Source organism: Terriglobales bacterium (assembly GCA_035691485.1).
Classification (GTDB): domain Bacteria; phylum Acidobacteriota; class Terriglobia; order Terriglobales; family Acidobacteriaceae; genus JAIQGF01.
Map to the genome: position 1 here is coordinate 1 of DASSIZ010000049.1, position 15,470 is coordinate 15,470.

The 15,470-nt window shown below is 64.0% G+C and carries 15 protein-coding genes; 13 read left to right on the top strand and 2 right to left on the bottom strand.

The annotated features are described in order from the left end of the window. From VFI82_06180 to VFI82_06220, 9 genes are all read left to right on the top strand, one after another. The coding region (locus VFI82_06180; protein HET7184253.1) for a 2-isopropylmalate synthase at positions 1–801 on the top strand (801 nt) is incomplete at its 5' end. Next, the gene (leuB, locus tag VFI82_06185) at positions 801–1,907 is read left to right on the top strand and encodes a 3-isopropylmalate dehydrogenase (GenBank protein HET7184254.1); all 1,107 of its coding nucleotides are present in this window, start codon (positions 801–803) and stop codon (positions 1,905–1,907) included. The genes VFI82_06180 and leuB, both read left to right, overlap by 1 nt. Before the next feature lies 1 nt (position 1,908). Continuing rightward, complete coding sequence (gene leuC, locus VFI82_06190; GenBank protein HET7184255.1) at positions 1,909–3,339, top strand: 3-isopropylmalate dehydratase large subunit; 1,431 nt, start codon at positions 1,909–1,911, stop codon at positions 3,337–3,339. A 35-nt stretch (positions 3,340–3,374) separates the two neighbouring features. Beyond that, entirely contained in the window at positions 3,375–3,980 is a 606-nt protein-coding gene (leuD, locus tag VFI82_06195) for a 3-isopropylmalate dehydratase small subunit (GenBank protein HET7184256.1), read from the top strand. A 116-nt stretch (positions 3,981–4,096) separates the two neighbouring features. Then, positions 4,097–4,588, top strand: coding sequence for a (2Fe-2S)-binding protein (locus VFI82_06200; GenBank protein ID HET7184257.1), 492 nt, complete (start codon positions 4,097–4,099; stop codon positions 4,586–4,588). 9 nt (positions 4,589–4,597) lie between these two features. Next, positions 4,598–7,060: a xanthine dehydrogenase family protein molybdopterin-binding subunit gene (locus VFI82_06205; GenBank protein HET7184258.1), complete on the top strand. Its 2,463-nt coding sequence runs from the start codon at positions 4,598–4,600 to the stop codon at positions 7,058–7,060. Then, entirely contained in the window at positions 7,057–7,911 is an 855-nt protein-coding gene (locus VFI82_06210) for a xanthine dehydrogenase family protein subunit M (protein ID HET7184259.1), read from the top strand. Before VFI82_06205 ends, VFI82_06210 begins: the two co-directional genes overlap by 4 nt. 91 nt (positions 7,912–8,002) lie before the next feature. Next, positions 8,003–8,467 carry a carbon monoxide dehydrogenase subunit G gene (locus tag VFI82_06215; protein HET7184260.1) on the top strand — a complete coding sequence of 155 codons (465 nt, stop codon included), beginning with the start codon at positions 8,003–8,005 and terminating at the stop codon, positions 8,465–8,467. After that, complete coding sequence (locus VFI82_06220) at positions 8,464–10,035, top strand: benzoate-CoA ligase family protein (GenBank protein ID HET7184261.1); 1,572 nt, start codon at positions 8,464–8,466, stop codon at positions 10,033–10,035. Before VFI82_06215 ends, VFI82_06220 begins: the two co-directional genes overlap by 4 nt. Before the next feature lie 10 nt (positions 10,036–10,045). Here VFI82_06220 and VFI82_06225 read toward each other — a convergent pair whose 3' ends face one another. Both VFI82_06225 and VFI82_06230 read right to left on the bottom strand, forming a co-directional pair. Beyond that, positions 10,046–11,269, bottom strand: a complete 1,224-nt coding sequence (locus VFI82_06225; protein ID HET7184262.1) for an MFS transporter — start codon at positions 11,267–11,269, stop codon at positions 10,046–10,048. A gap of 10 nt (positions 11,270–11,279) precedes the next feature. After that, positions 11,280–11,708: a chromate resistance protein ChrB domain-containing protein gene (locus VFI82_06230; GenBank protein ID HET7184263.1), complete on the bottom strand. Its 429-nt coding sequence runs from the start codon at positions 11,706–11,708 to the stop codon at positions 11,280–11,282. 48 nt (positions 11,709–11,756) lie between these two features. Between VFI82_06230 and VFI82_06235 the strand changes: the two genes are divergently transcribed. From VFI82_06235 to VFI82_06250, 4 genes are all read left to right on the top strand, one after another. Further along, complete coding sequence (locus tag VFI82_06235; protein ID HET7184264.1) at positions 11,757–12,890, top strand: potassium channel family protein; 1,134 nt, start codon at positions 11,757–11,759, stop codon at positions 12,888–12,890. Between the two features lie 44 nt (positions 12,891–12,934). After that, complete coding sequence (locus VFI82_06240) at positions 12,935–13,660, top strand: ABC transporter ATP-binding protein (protein ID HET7184265.1); 726 nt, start codon at positions 12,935–12,937, stop codon at positions 13,658–13,660. Next, positions 13,657–15,021 carry an ABC transporter permease gene (locus VFI82_06245; GenBank protein ID HET7184266.1) on the top strand — a complete coding sequence of 455 codons (1,365 nt, stop codon included), beginning with the start codon at positions 13,657–13,659 and terminating at the stop codon, positions 15,019–15,021. Before VFI82_06240 ends, VFI82_06245 begins: the two co-directional genes overlap by 4 nt. 60 nt (positions 15,022–15,081) lie before the next feature. Continuing rightward, positions 15,082–15,470, top strand: a 389-nt coding sequence (locus VFI82_06250) for a hypothetical protein (protein ID HET7184267.1), incomplete at its 3' end; no start/stop codon positions are given.

Sequence of the window (15,470 nt, forward strand, 5' to 3'; positions counted from 1 at the left end):
GACGACGTGGAATTCTCACCCGAGGATGCCACCCGTTCCGATCCGGAGTTCCTGTGTTCCGTACTGGAGGGCGTGATCGAGGCGGGCGCGACCACGCTCAACATTCCCGACACCGTGGGCTACACCGTGCCGAGCGAATTCTCGCGGCTGATCAGCACGATTCGCGAGCGCGTGCCCGGTATTGAGAAGGCGATTATCTCAGTCCACTGTCACAACGACCTCGGGTTAGCGGTGGCCAACAGCCTGGCCGCGGTAGAAGCCGGGGCTCGGCAGGTGGAGTGCACGGTAAACGGCATCGGCGAGCGCGCGGGCAATGCCGCGCTGGAAGAGATCGTGATGGCGCTGCGCGTCCGCGCCGACCGCCTCCCGTACAGCACCGGCATTCGCAGCGAGCAGATTTGCCCGGCGAGCCAGGCGCTCTCCTCCATTCTCGGCTTCCCGGTCCAACCCAACAAGGCGGTGGTGGGCTGCAACGCTTTCGCACATGAAGCCGGCATTCACCAGCATGGGGTGCTGAGCAATCCGCTCTGCTACGAGATCATGACGCCGGAATCGGTAGGCCTGCCGTCGAACCGCATCGTGCTCGGCAAGCATTCCGGACGGCACGCGCTGGCACGCCGCTACGCCGAACTCGGCCATCCGATCGCCGGCGCCGAACTGGATTCGGTGTACCAGCGATTCACGGAACTGGCCGACCGCAAGAAAAATATTTACGACCGCGACTTGATCGCCCTCCTGCCACGGCGAGGTGTCCGTCCTTCGCCGCCCATCGCAGGCGCTGCACAGGCCTTTGGGGACTAATGCGGACCAAGCTCAGCATCACGGTTCTTCCCGGAGATGGAATTGGCGTCGAGGTGACCCGCGAGGCGGTGCGCGTCCTGCGCGCGATCGCCGAAATGCACGGCTACGATTTTCAATTCCGTTCCGAGCCGATCGGCGGCGCGGCGATCCGCGAAACCGGTTTTCCCCTACCCCCCTCAACACTCACTGCGTGCCTGGGCAGCGAAGCGGTGCTGCTGGGCGCGGTCGGGGGACCGGAATTTGATTCGCTGCCTCCCGACCGCAAGCCGGAATCCGGTCTGCTCGCGCTCCGCCGCGAGCTGGGCGCATTTGCCAACCTGCGTCCGTCGGCTTCCTATCGCGCCATTGAAGACTGCTCGCCGCTCCGCGCCACCGTCGTGCGCGGCGCCGATATCCTGGTGGTCCGCGAGCTCCTCGGCGGGCTCTACTTCGGCGAGCCGCGGGGCTTCACGTCCGACACCGCCGCGTTGAATACCATGCGCTACTCGAGCGAGGAGATCGAGCGCATCGCGCGGATCGCATTCCAGCAGGCCCGAACCCGGCGCCGCAAGGTGACCTCAGTGGACAAGGCGAACGTGCTGGAAACCTCGCAGCTCTGGCGCAAGGTTGTGACCCGCGTGGGCAGAGAATTTCCCGAGATTGCGCTCGACCACATGTACGTGGACGCCTGCGCCATGCACCTGGTCACCAACCCGTCACGCTTCGATGTGATCCTGACGGAAAACCTGTTCGGCGACATACTTTCCGACGAATCGGCCGTGATCAGCGGCTCGCTCGGCATGCTGGCGTCGGCCAGCATCGGCGGCAAGGTTGGCCTGTTCGAGCCGGTTCACGGCTCGGCGCCCGACATTGCCGGCCGCGGTATCGCGAATCCACTGGGCGCGATCGCCACCGCCGCCCTCCTTCTGCGCTACGCCGGCGGCATGGAGCAGGAAGCGCGCGACGTCGAGTCCGCCATTGCCGAAGTCTTGGACCGCGGTTATCGAACCGCCGACCTGGTCCGCGACCAGCGCACGCAGCCGGTCACTACCGAACAGATGGGCGCCGCCGTCGTGGAAGCGCTCTCAGGAATTGCCGACCGGCGGCACGCCTACCACGCGGTGTAATGTGACAGCACCCCGCACCATGTTCGACAAGATTTGGAGCCGGCACGTTGTGCGCGAACCGGCCGGCGAGCCGGCGCTGCTGTACATCGATCTTCACCTGGTGCACGAGGTCACATCGCCGCAGGCATTCGACGGCTTGCGCGCCGCCGGACGCCGCGTCCGCCGCCCGGAGCGCATTCTCGCCACCGTGGACCACAACGTTCCCACTACATCGCCGCGCAATGTGATTTCGGATCTGGTTGCCGCGCGGCAGGTGGAAGCGCTGCGCAAGAATTGTGCCGAATTCGGCATCCGGCTTTTCGACATCGACGCGCCGGAGCAGGGAATCGTGCACGTCATCGGCCCGGAACTGGGGGCGACGCAGCCGGGCATGACGATCGTGTGCGGGGACAGTCACACCAGCACTCACGGCGCATTCGGCGCGCTGGCTTTCGGCATCGGTACTTCGGAAGTCGAGCACGTGCTGGCCACCCAAACTCTGCCTCAGCAGAAGCCGCGCACGATGGCAATCCGCACCCACGGTCGATTAGGGCCGGGCGTCACCGCGAAAGACCTTGCCTTGGGCATCATCGGCCAGATCGGTACCGGCGGCGCCAGCGGGCATGTGGTCGAGTACGACGGCGAAGCCGTCGCTGCGCTCTCGATGCCCGAACGAATGACGCTCTGCAACATGAGCATTGAGTCGGGCGCCCGCGCCGGGATGGTCGCACCCGATGCAACCACCTTTGCGTGGATACGCGGACGCCGTTTCGCTCCCCCGGGTCCCGACATCGCGAAGGCGATCGATTACTGGCGCACCCTCCCCAGCGATGACGGCGCCGTGTTTGATACGACGGTTGATATCGATGCCACAACGCTGGCTCCTTTCGTCACCTGGGGGACAAACCCGGGCATGGTGACCTCCGTCACCGAGCGTGTGCCCGCGTTATCGGCCGCGAAAAGCGACGCCGAACGGAGGGCATGGGAACGTGCCCTGGAATACATGGCGCTGCAGCCCGGGACGCATATCCAGGACATTGCCATTGACCGCGTTTTCATCGGGTCGTGCACGAATTCGCGCCTCGATGATCTACGCGCGGCCGCGCGCGTGATCCGCGGCTACCGCATTCATCCCAAGGTGCACGCGCTCGTTGTTCCCGGCTCGCAGGCGGTGAAGTCTGCCGCGGAAGCCGAGGGCCTGGACGCCATCTTCCGCCAAGCCGGCTTCGAGTGGCGGGAGGCCGGCTGCTCCATGTGTCTGGGCATGAATCCTGACGTGCTGCAGCCCGGCGAGCGCTGCGCCTCCACCAGCAATCGCAACTTTGAAGGCCGCCAGGGACGCGGCGGGCGCACCCACCTGGTAAGCCCGGAAATGGCCGCTGCCGCAGCCATCGCCGGACACTTCGTGGACATTCGCGAATGGAAGTTCCGCGAGGTTGCGGTCGCGGTCTGAAACTTGATATGCGGCTTGAGCCGACGAGGGAAGCAGTGGAACCATTTCGCCAACATACTGGCGTCACCGTGCCGCTGGATCGGGTCAACGTTGACACTGACCAGATCATCCCCAAGCAATTTCTCAAGCGCATCGAGCGCACCGGCTTTGGCGAATTCCTGTTTTACGACTGGCGCCTGTTGCCCAATGGCAGTCCGAATCCTTCGTTCGTTTTGAATGATGCGCGTTACGCGAATGCCAGCATCCTGATCGCAGGCGCCAATTTCGGTTGCGGCTCCTCGCGCGAGCATGCTCCGTGGGCGCTGGCGGATTACGGCTTTCGCGCCATCATCGCTCCCTCGTTTGCCGATATCTTTGCCACCAACTGCTTTAAGAACGGACTGCTGACCATCACTCTTCCGGAAACACAAGTTGCGGAACTGATGCGGCGCGCACAGGATCGCGCTCCCCATCATCTGACCATCGACCTCGAGCTTCGCCGGGTCTCGGATGAGCAGGGCTTTTCGGCGGCGTTCGACATCGACGATTTCCGCCGGCACTGTCTGCTCGAAGGCCTGGACGACATCGGCCTCACCTTGCAGCACGAGGCGGAAATTACCGCCTACGAAGCCGGGCACGGGCAGCCGCCCTGGTTGCGTTGACGTCGCGATGAACAACGCACCAGTGGCCTGACTGGCTTGTACTCAACCCTCTGAGTCTGCTATCGTTGCCGCCCAACGAGCGAAGCCATTCGCCCGGCCAGCCTGTGGGGGGCCTGATGAGATCCGTGGAAATCATTGTCAACGGCGTGGAGCGCCGCGCCCAGGTTGAGCCGCGCATGCTGCTGGTGCAGTTTTTGCGCGAAGTCACCGGGCTCACCGGTACGCACATCGGATGCGAGACGTCTCTGTGCGGCGCCTGCACGGTACTGCTCGATGGCCACGCAGTGAAATCGTGTACGGTGCTCGCGGTTCAGGCGGATGGCCATGCAGTTACGACCATCGAAGCGCTGGCCGCGCAGGGCCTTCATCCTCTGCAGGAGAGTTTTTGGGAAGAGCACGCGCTGCAATGCGGCTTCTGCACGCCGGGAATGATCATGTGCGCTAACGATCTGCTGGCGCGCAATGCCGCTCCCAGCGACGCGGAGATTCGCGAGGGGATCAGCGGCAACCTGTGCCGCTGCACGGGCTACCAGAACATCGTGAGCGCGGTGCGGTCCGCCTCCCGCAAGAAGACGCGGCGCTCGGCCGCCGCCGCGGGCAAAGAGTAGGACACGGCCATGGCGACTCGATCCAAGCCGAACGGCAAAGCAGCTCCGGGACGAGGCAGCGGCGCGGCAGTTGCCGACGGAAAATGGAGCGGGCAGCGTTTCAAGCGCAAGGAAGACCCTCGCCTGATCCAGGGGATCAGCCACTACGTCGGCGACCTCCGCTTGCCCGATCTTCTGCATTGCGTCTTCGTGCGCTCGCCGCACGCCAATGCCCGGATCGTTTCGGTCGATGTGGAGGCCGCGCGCACCGCACCCGGGGTGGTGATGGTGGTCACACACTCCGAGGTCGCGGGCATCGGCTGCGTACCCTGCGCCGGCACCTTGCCAGGACTGAAAATCCCCAATCATTACGTGCTGGCCAAGGACCAGGTGCGCTACGTCGGCGAACCGGTTGCGGCCATCGTTGCCGAGAGCCCTTACGCCGCGCGCGACGCCGCCGACCTGGTCAACATCGAGTACGAGACGCTGCCCGCCGTGGTTGACCTGGAGAAGGCCCTGGCCTCCCCGGCGGCGCTGGTTCATGACCAGTTCAAGACCAATCTCGCGTTCACTCACGTCATCACGGCGGGCGATGTTGCGGCGGCATTTAAGCGCGCCGATCGCGTGGTCAAGCAGCGCCTGGTGAACCAGCGGCTCGCTCCCATCGCGATGGAGACCCGAGGCGTGGTTGCGCAGTACCTGCCCGGAGAAAAGCAGCTGACCGTCTGGTCGTCCACGCAAATTCCGCACCTGCTTCGCACGCAGATCTCAGTCATGCTGGGCTTGCCGGAAACTTCGGTGCGCGTGATTGCTCCCGAGGTGGGCGGCGGCTTCGGCAGCAAGCTGAACGTGTACGGCGAGGAAGCGGTGGTGCCGTGGCTGGCGATGAAGCTGGGCAAGCCGGTGAAATGGATCGAGACGCGGCGCGAAAACATCGCCGCCACCATCCACGGCCGCGACCAGATCAATGATGTCGAGCTGGCGCTGAAAAAGGACGGCACGATTCTCGGCATGCGCACGCGCGTGCTTGCCGACCTGGGCGCTTATCACCAGCTGCTGACGCCCATCATTGCCACGCTCACCGGCCTGATGAGCACCGGCTGCTACAAGATTCCCGCCATCGAGTTCGAGGTGCTCGGGGTCTTCACCAACAAGATGTCCACCGATGCTTACCGCGGCGCCGGACGCCCGGAAGCAACTTACCTGATCGAGCGAATTATCGATGTGGCCGCGCGCGAATTGAACATGGACACGGCGGAAATCCGGCGGCGCAATTTTCCCAGGCCGACGGAATTTCCTTTCAGCGCCTCGACCGGGGTCACCTACGACTCGGGCAACTACCAGCGCAGCCTGAAACAGGCACTCGAACTTTCGGGATACGAAAAGCTGCGCGCACGGCAAAAAGCCGGCTGGAAGCAAGGCAAGTATTACGGCATCGGCCTGTCCACCTACGTAGAAATTTGTGCCATGGGCCCATCGGCCGCGATGCCGGCGGGAGGATGGGAGAGCGGAACCGTCCGCATCGAGCCAACCGGGAAGGTGACGGCGCTTACCGGCGCTTCGCCACACGGACAAGGCCAGGAGACCACGTTTGCGCAAATGATCGCCGACCTGCTGGGCATCACGCCTGACGACGTCAACGTGATTCACGGCGATACCGCGATCGTGCCCTACGGCATTGGCACTTTCGGAAGCCGCGGCACCGCTGTCGGCGGCACGGCCCTATTCATCGCCACCGAAAAACTGGTGAAGAAGATGGCCGCCATCGCGGCGCACCTGCTGGGCGCCAAACCCGAGCAGATGGAATTTCACGACGGCCGCGTTGGCGCGAAGGGCAACAAGAAATCTTTGGCATTCGGCGAAGTCGTCGGCGCCGCCTATTCCGCCAAGTCTCTGCCCGCCGGTATCGAACCGGGGCTGGAGGCGACACACTTCTTCGAGCCCTCCAATTTCACCTTCCCCTTCGGCGCGCACGTGATCTCGTGCGAGGTGGACGTCGAAACCGGCGAAATCAAGTTCGACAAGTACGTAGCGGTGGATGACTGCGGCAACGTGATCAATCCCATGCTGGTCGAAGGCCAGGTCCACGGCGGCATCGTCCAGGGCATGGCGCAGGCGCTCTACGAGGAAGTGATCTACAACAGCGATGGGCAACTGGTCACCGGCACGCTGATGGATTACGCGCTCCCGCGGGCGCCCGACATCCCCGACCTAACGCTGTCCCGCACCTGCACGCCATCGCCGGTAAATCCCATGGGCGTGAAGGGGGTGGGCGAAGCGGGCACCATCGGCTGCACGCCGGCTGTGGTCAATGCGGTTTGCGACGCGCTCACGCCCTTCGGCGTTCGGCACATCGATATGCCGCTCAAGCCGGAGCGCGTATGGCGCGCCGTCCACGACGCGCACAGCAAGCCCGGCCACGAAACCTCGGCGACCGCGAAGTCGGCCGCCGCTGCTTCCAAGAGCACGAAGAAGCCAGGGAGACGCGCATGATCCCCGCCAGCTTCGACTACGAATCGCCACGCGAACTCAACGAAGTGCTCGCGTTGCTGGCCTCGCGCGAGGACGCCAAGCTGCTCGCCGGCGGACACAGCCTGCTGCCCGCCATGAAGCTGCGCCTGGCATCGCCGGCGCTGCTGGTGGACCTTTCGCGCGTGACCGGTCTCTCCTATATAAAGGAAGACGGCGGCCACGTGCGCATCGGCGCCATGACCACGCATGCGGAAGTGGCCGCTTCCACGCTGCTGCTGAAATCGTCGCCACTGCTGCAGCAGGCGGCGCGCGAAATCGGCGATCTGCAGGTGCGCAATCGCGGCACCATCGGGGGAAGCCTGGCGCACGCAGATCCCTCCGCCGATTACCCGGCCGCCATCCTGGCGCTCGACGCCGAGGTCATCGCCATGAGCACGCGGGGCGAGCACATCATCCCGGCCCGCGATTTTTTCACCGGCCTGTTCTCCACCGCGCTTGCCGCTGACGAGGTCATTACCGAAGTGCGCGTGCCGGTGACCGCGCCGGCCGCCACCTGCTACAAGAAATTCGCGCACCCGGCGTCGGGCATGGCGGTGGTCGGGGTGGCCGTGCTGGTGAAAATGCGCGGGACCACGATCGAGAGCGCCGCGGTGGGGATGACCGGAGTGGCGCAGAATGCCTATCGCGCCAAGGCGGTCGAGAAAGCGCTAGCGGGCCAGCCCGCGAGCGCGATTCCGTCCGCGTGCGATTTTGCCGCTGACGGGGTTGACGTCCTCGGCGATTATTTCGCCTCCAGCGAGTATCGCAGCCACCTGGCGCGGGTTTACACGCGACGCGCTTTGCAGGAGTGCGTCGCACCTCGGAAGAAGTGATGTCGTTGATCCGGGCGCGGCGAGCGGCCCGGCAACGAGGCTCAGACCTAATAAACCGAAACCGAAGCTCGACCGGGGAACTCGAATCTCCATGAAGCTTGAAGGCTCCTACACCATTGCCGCCCCGCTGGATGCCGTATGGAGCAAACTGCTGGATCCGGCGGTGCTGCAGCGAGCTATTCCCGGATGCCAGTCGCTGGAAGAAAAGGCGCCCCACCAATATCGCGCCGTGCTCAAGGCAGGCGTCGGTCCGGTGAAGGGAACATTCCACGGCGACATCACGCTTACTGACATTGTCCCGGAAAAAAGCTACACGCTGACCTCCAATTCCAAGTCCACCGCCGGTTTCGTGGAGGGCGTCGGCCGCGTCGAACTGGAAGGAAACGGCGACGCCACCACGATCGTGCGTTTTACCGGCGAGGCGAAGGTGGGAGGCATGCTGGCCTCGGTGGGCGGACGCCTGGTGGAAGCGGCGGCGCAGAAAAACATTCGCGATACTTTCGACAACCTGGCGCGCGAGTTGAATTCCGCCACGCCGTCTGCCCGTCCCGCATGAAGTTGTCTGTTCCCGACCGCTTTAACGCCGCCTCCTATTTCATTGATTGCCACATTGAGAGCCGGGCCGAGAAGGTCGCGATCGAGTGCGGGGACGATCGCGTCACCTATGGCGGGCTGGCAGCTGGCGTAAACCGCGTCGGCAACGCCCTGCGCCGGTCGCTGGGCGTTCGCATCGAAGAACGCGTTCTTTTGCTGCTCCTGGACACGCCCGATTTCGCGGCCTGCTTCTTCGGCGCGATCAAGATCGGCGCTGTGCCGGTCCCGGTCAACACCCTGCTGCGCTCCCACGAGTACGAGTACCTGCTCAACGACAGCCGCGCCCGCGTCGCCATGGTCAGCGAGGCGCTGCTGCCGCAGATCAAGGCAATCCCGCGAGACCGGCTTCTTTTTCTCGAGCACGTGGTGGTCATTGGCGATCCCGTCCACGGCACGCATTCGTATTCAGAGTTAATCAGCGCGCAATCTCCCGAGCTGGGCCCAGCACCTACTTCCAAGGACGATCCCGCGTTCTGGCTCTATTCTTCCGGCAGCACCGGACCTCCGAAAGGGTGCGTGCACTTGCAGCACGACATGGTGGTGGCGTCCGAGCTTTACGCAAAGCAGATTCTTAATATCACCGAACGTGATCGTTTTTTCAGCGTTGCCAAGCTGTTCTTCGCCTATGGACTGGGCAACGGACTGTATTTTCCACTCTCGGCGGGCGGCACGAGTATCCTGTTGCCTGGGCCGCCCAATCCCGGGAGCGTCTTCGACGTCATTGAGCGGCGCCAGCCCACGCTCTTTTTCTCCGTGCCTTCGAACTATGCCGCGCTGCTGGCGCACAGCCGGGCAGGAGCTGAGTTCGATCTCTCCAGCATCCGCTACGGAGTATCGGCGGGCGAGTCTCTGCCGGCCGCGATCTACGAGCGCTTCAAGTCGCGCTTCGGCGTCGAAATCCTGGACGCCATCGGTTCCACCGAAGCGCTGCATATGTTCATCGCGAATCGCCCCGGGGCAGCCCGAGCCGGCTCCAGCGGGCAACTGATTCCCGGGATGGACGCCAAGATCGTCGACGATGATGGCCATCCTGTTCCCGCCGGGGACATCGGCAACCTTTATATAAGGAGCGATGCGGTCTGCGCCTGCTACTGGAACCAGCACGAAAAGACCAAGGAGACCATCGACGGCCATTGGCTGCGCACCGGCGACAAATACCGCCAGGACCAGGATGGGTACTTCTGGTATGCGGGCCGCGCTGACGACATGCTGAAAGTGAGCGGCGTCTGGGTGAGCCCGGCAGAAATTGAATGCGCGCTGGTGGAGCATCCGGCGGTGCTGGAGGCGGCGGTAGTGGCGCGCAAGGACCAGGACGAGCTTGTCAAACCGGTCGCTTTCGTCGTCTTGTCTCGGGGCCGGATGGCCGGGCCCGAACTCGCCACCGAGTTGGAGGATTTTGTCGCCGCGCGACTGGCACCCTACAAGCGTCCACGCTGGGTGGAATTTCTTCCTGAATTGCCCAAGACCGCTACCGGCAAAGTCCAGCGATATAAGTTGCGCATGGCACAGGCGCCTTCGAAGGCGCAGTGAAGAACAAGAATCACGAATGTCCGCGTTCCTCCGGCGGCTTCAGCTTGCGAAACGCGCGGTAGAGCAGCGCATCATAAAAAATCTTGAGCGATCCGCCCGCGATCAGCGGCGCCGAGAAAGCCACGTTCTGCATAAACATGCCGGCGAAGGTGGATCCCGCGGCCCACATCAAGGTTCTGGTCACATTGGTGACGCTGCTGGCGTAGGTGCGCTCGTGCGGCCCCACCACCGCGGCGACGTAGGATTGCCGCGACGGCACGTCCATCTCTACCAGCGCCTCGCGCAGAAAGAACAACCCGGCCGCGAGGTGGAACGTCGGCGCAAACGGCACCAGGATCAGGAACACGCTTGAGGGCAGATGCGTGAACACCATCGTATTCAAGAGTCCAATCCGTTGCGCCAGCCACGCCGCGCCGAGGTGCGACAGCGCGTTCAGCACGTGCACGATGGCGAACACTACGCCGAGCGCCTGAACCGACACTCCAAAGCGATGGAAGAACCAGTACGAGACCAAGGCATCGGTGAGAAAGCCTCCACCGAAACTGTCAATCGCGAACAGCGCAGCCATCTTCGCGACCAGGCTCCGCGTATCCGCGGACACCGCTGTTTCCGCATGGGCAGAATTCGTTGTGGCATGAATTTCAACCGTCGGGGTCAGCACAGCATACAGCGCTGCCGCCGCAAGGTTGGCCGCCGCATAGACAAGAAACATCAGCCGGTAGGCGTCCTGCGCCGCGATCCCCAATCGCGCGTGAAAAAGGGCGGGCAGGCCGGCCGCCAGCGCTCCCAGGGCGCCACTGCTGTCGAGCACGACGTTGTACCAGGAGAGCGCCCAGGTCCGCTTTTGCGCCGTTGTTAAACCGGGGATGACCGCCTGCTCGAGCGCAAAACCTGCGCTGCGGTCCGTGCCTGTACCGTTGATCATGCCCAGGACGGCCAGCGGCAGCAGGAGCGAGGTGCGCGTGGTGATCGCCAGCGCTATGCCTCCGAGCGCGGTCAAGGCGGCTAATGCAGCCAGCGTTCGACGCCGCCCCAAGCGGTCGGCGCGCCGCGTCAGCAGCCCGGTTGCCGCGGTGATCCCGACCAGTCCCGCGGAAACCACCACGCCGATGCTCAAGGGAGACAGCCCAGCTTGGGCAAGGTAAACGCCCAGCAATACGCCCATCACGCCGGTCCCCCCGGAACGCAGGGAGGCGGCGGCGTAAATCAGCAGCAGGTCGCGGCGCGGACTCATCCGGCTGACTTCATTCCTGTGCGTAGCGATAGAGCGCGTCGTAAACAGGGAATTGACGCGCCAGGCGTTCTTCGTCGGAGATGCCAAGCGCCGCAAACCCGTGGGCCACGGCGCGCAGACCGGCTCCTTCCGGCGCGGCCTGCTCCTGGCCCTTGACGTCGGCAGCGCGCACGATCAGCGCCAGCCGCTGCAGGGCGCCGTCCCGTAAGTTGTAATCCTGCAGGATGGCCTCGAAGGAACAGCGTTCCCCGCGATGGTTAAGCTTGACCGCGGCCATGCCGGGCGCATCGAAGGGAGTCGCGTGTTCGCGCTCGGCGACTTCCAGCAATCGCGCCGGCTCTACGAAGAGGAACTCCGCTTGCGGATCCACGAACCGCCGGATCAGCCAGGGGCACGCCACCCGGTCCACTTTGACGTTGCTGCGCGTGATCCATTTCATCCCGTCCTCCGGAAACAACAGGCTGAAGGTAAACTATTTTGATCCGCATTGGCGCGCTACCGCTGCAACATTTACCATGCACGGATGATTGTCCTGGCCGCCATCCTGGGCGCGATCATCGTGGTCCTGGTCCTGGTTGAGGCCTTTGAGACCGTTATCCTGCCCCGCCGCGTCACCCGCCGCTTCCGGTTGACCCGGGGTTTCTATCGCTACTCCTGGAAGCCGTTTTCCGCCATTGCGCGTCACATCGGAAACATCCGGCGACGCGAAAGCCTGCTCGCGCTCTACGGTCCCATGTCGCTGCTGCTGCTGATCGCCCTCTGGGCGGTAGGACTCATTTTCGGTTTTGCCTTGCTGCAGTGGGCGGCCGGGTCCGCCGTCGAAGGCCAGGGTTTCAATCGCAGTTTCTTTACCGACCTCTACTTCAGCGGCAGCACGTTTTTTACGCTCGGATTGGGAGACGTCACGCCGCGTGCCTCCGTGGCGCGCGCGCTGGCGGTGGTGGAATGCGGAATGGGGCTTGGATTTCTTGCCCTGGTGATCAGCTACCTGCCCGTGCTGTACCAGGGGTTTTCACAACGCGAAGTGAACGTGGCGCTGCTTGACGGGCGCGCCGGCACTCCTCCCACCGCGGCTGAATTGCTGCGCCGGAATAGCAATCCGGAGGACGGCAACCTGCGCGAGATCCTGCACGAGTGGGAGCACTCGGCGGCGGAGATGCTGGAAAGCCACATTTCCTATCCCGTGCTCGGCTACTTCCGCTCGCAACACGACAATCAATCCTGGATCTCGGCTCTCACCGCCATTCTGGACGCGACCGCGCTGTGCCAGGTCGGCATTGAGGGCGCGCCCGCCCGCCAGGCGCAGCTTACGTTCGCCATGGCGCGGCATGCCGTGGTTGACTTGGCGCAGGTGTTCAATACGCCGCCGCGCGACCCGGCGCAGCCTCGTCTTACGGGTGAATCGCTGGAGGCGCTTCGGGTTTTGCTGGCGGAGGCGGGAATTCAGCTGCGCCTCACCCCGGAGACGGAACAACGGCTCGCCAAATTTCGTAGCTTGTATGAGCCCTACGTGGCGGCGCTGGCGGAATACCTTTTGATCGAGTTGCCGCCATGGATACGTGCCACAACAGCCAAGGACAACTGGAAGACCAGCCGCTGGGGCGAGCGTTTCACGATATGAGCGTCGGGCGAAACTCCACCATGGAGAAACCGTCTATACCAGTGATGTCCAGCTCCATTAAGGCCCGCGACCTGGTCCGCGAATACCGCATGGGCGAAACGCGCATTCGCGCCGTCAATGGAATCTCGCTCGACATCGGTCAGGGCGAGTTCGTTGCCTTGCTCGGCGCTTCGGGTTCGGGGAAATCGACGCTGCTGAACCTGATTGCGGGTCTCGACCGGCCGACCTCCGGTTCCATGCAGGTGAACGGCCGCGAGTTGGCGCAGATGCCGCCGGAAGAACTGGCGCGCTACCGGCGCTTCACCGTGGGCATGGTGTTCCAGGCTTTCAATCTGATTCCCAGCATGACGCTGCTGGAGAACGTCGAGCTGCCGATGCGGTTCGCGGAGGTGGAGCGCGGCGAGCGCGCTGCTCGCGCCCAGGAAGCCCTTGAGCGCGTCGGCTTGTCAGCGCGGGTTGCGCACCGCCCGGTCGAGCTTTCCGGCGGCGAGCAGCAGCGTGCTTCCATCGCGCGCGCCCTGGTCAATCGCCCGGCGCTGCTGCTTGCCGACGAACCGACCGGAAATCTCGACAGCCGCACCGGCGAAGAGATCATGAGCTACCTGCGCGAGTGCCATGATCGCCAGGGCCTCACGGTCCTGCTGGTGACGCACGAGCGCGGGCTTGCCGACCGCTATGCGCAGCGCATCCTGACGCTCGCCGACGGCCGCCTGGTGGATGACACGCGCGCCGAGCCGGCAGCGGCGCAAGCCGAGCGGAGTGAGCCATGAAGGCGCACGATGTAGTCGAACTCGCGGCCCGCAACCTGCGCGAATCGGTGCTGCGCAACTCGCTGACCACGGTGGGAATCGCAGTGGGCGTGGCATCACTGGTGGCCATGCTTTCGCTTGGCATCGGACTGCAGCAACTCGCAAACCGACGCCTTACCCGGTCCGGACTTTTCAACACCGTCGTGGTCATGCCGCGCGACCTGGATCGCGGACCCTCGCGCCGCAACCAGCCCACTACGCCGGCGCGTCCGCTCGATGACGTCGCGGTGGACGACATCAAAAAGCTCGCGCACGTCGCGGAAGTGAATCCGGAAATGCGCTTCATGGCCGAGCTTCGATATGGGGACAAGTCACGGTTCACGATGGTCGCGGCGCTGCCCCCTTCGGCGCGGGATCGCGAGGCGTTTGACGGCATGACGGGGAAATTTTTTTCCGCGCCCAATGCTGATGAAGTCATTCTCGAATCCGAGTTCGCCAAGGAACTCGATCCCGATCCCAAGGCGCTGATCGGCAAACCGCTGATCGTGCAATACGCCGAGCGCGGCGAAACGCAGGGGAGCACCGGTGCGCCGGCGAAGGGACCCAACGAGGAGGCAAGCACGGTCGGGGAGTTGGTGGCTTCGGGGTTCTCGGTAGCGCGCCGCGAAAAGACGCTGCGCATTGTCGGCATCACCGAGCACGACGCCACCGCAGGGTTCGGAGGCATGTCGCGCTCACGCGTCTATGTGCCGACCGGGCTGGTCAACAGCATGAACGTGATGCTGGGCTCCGACCTGCGCGAGATGGTGCGCACCTCGTATCACGGGCGGGCCTACATTGCGCTCTCCGTGCGGATCGACACGCCGTCGCAAGTGCAGCCGGCCGAAGACGCGATCAAGCAGATGGGTTTCTCGACGTTCTCGCTGCTGGACGCGACGCGCAGCCTGCGCCGCTTCTTCACCATTCTCGACATGTTTCTCGGCATTTTCGGAAGCCTGGCGCTGGCAGTGGCACTGCTGGGAATCGTGAACACGCTGGTGATGGCGATCCTGGAACGGCGGCGCGAGATCGGCATCATGAAGGCCGTGGGCGCAGGCGACGGCGACATCAAGGCGTTGTTCTTCGCGGAAGCAGGCGTCATGGGCTTCCTGGGAGGGTTGGTGGGCGTCAGCCTCGGTTGGGCGATCGGCCGCGTCATCAACGCCGGAACCAACTTTTACCTGAAGCGCATGGACATGACGCCGGAGCGATTCTGGTCGGTGCCGTGGTGGCTGGTAGCGGCGGCGCTGGCATTCGCGGTGGTGGTGAGCCTGGGTTCGGGCATTTATCCCGCATCACGCGCTGCCAAGCTCGATCCGGTGCAGGCGCTGCGGTACGAATGAACGCCAGCCCAGAAGAAGATCAAGGCAGGACTTTGTAACGTCGCCAGTTTCTGAATGTCTATGGCTCAATCCCTGACCAAGAGTTTCATCGACGAGGTGAATGTGAGAAGCAGAACTTTGCTAATACTGATGGCGTGTCTGGGTTGCTGCCTGATCGCGGCAGCGCAGCAAGAGCAGCACCAGCATTCCGATTCCATGCATCACGAGATGATGAACGCGCGCGGCGAGAAGGCGATGGGCTTTTCGCAGACCGCAACCACGCATCACTTCCGTCTTCTGCCCGACGGCGGCTACGTCCAGGTGCAGGCGAACGATGCCGGCGACACCGGCAGCCGCGATCACATCCGAATGCACCTGCGGGATCAGGCCCAGCGCTTCGCGAACGGCGACTTCAGCTTGTCCGAACAAACCCACGATCGCGTGCTTCCCGGCACGCCCGAGATGCGGAA

Bases quoted from the DNA above. Each gene is read 5' to 3' on its own strand.
- leuB (HET7184254.1), top strand. From the start codon at position 801: ATGCGGACCAAGCTCAGCATCACGGTTCTTCCCGGAGATGGAATTGGC.
- VFI82_06200 (HET7184257.1), top strand. From the start codon at position 4,097: ATGAGATCCGTGGAAATCATTGTCAACGGCGTGGAGCGCCGCGCCCAG.
- VFI82_06205 (HET7184258.1), top strand. From the start codon at position 4,598: ATGGCGACTCGATCCAAGCCGAACGGCAAAGCAGCTCCGGGACGAGGC.
- VFI82_06210 (HET7184259.1), top strand. From the start codon at position 7,057: ATGATCCCCGCCAGCTTCGACTACGAATCGCCACGCGAACTCAACGAA.
- VFI82_06215 (HET7184260.1), top strand. From the start codon at position 8,003: ATGAAGCTTGAAGGCTCCTACACCATTGCCGCCCCGCTGGATGCCGTA.
- VFI82_06220 (HET7184261.1), top strand. From the start codon at position 8,464: ATGAAGTTGTCTGTTCCCGACCGCTTTAACGCCGCCTCCTATTTCATT.
- VFI82_06225 (HET7184262.1), bottom strand. From the start codon at position 11,269: ATGAGTCCGCGCCGCGACCTGCTGCTGATTTACGCCGCCGCCTCCCTG.
- VFI82_06230 (HET7184263.1), bottom strand. From the start codon at position 11,708: ATGAAATGGATCACGCGCAGCAACGTCAAAGTGGACCGGGTGGCGTGC.
- VFI82_06240 (HET7184265.1), top strand. From the start codon at position 12,935: ATGTCCAGCTCCATTAAGGCCCGCGACCTGGTCCGCGAATACCGCATG.
- VFI82_06245 (HET7184266.1), top strand. From the start codon at position 13,657: ATGAAGGCGCACGATGTAGTCGAACTCGCGGCCCGCAACCTGCGCGAA.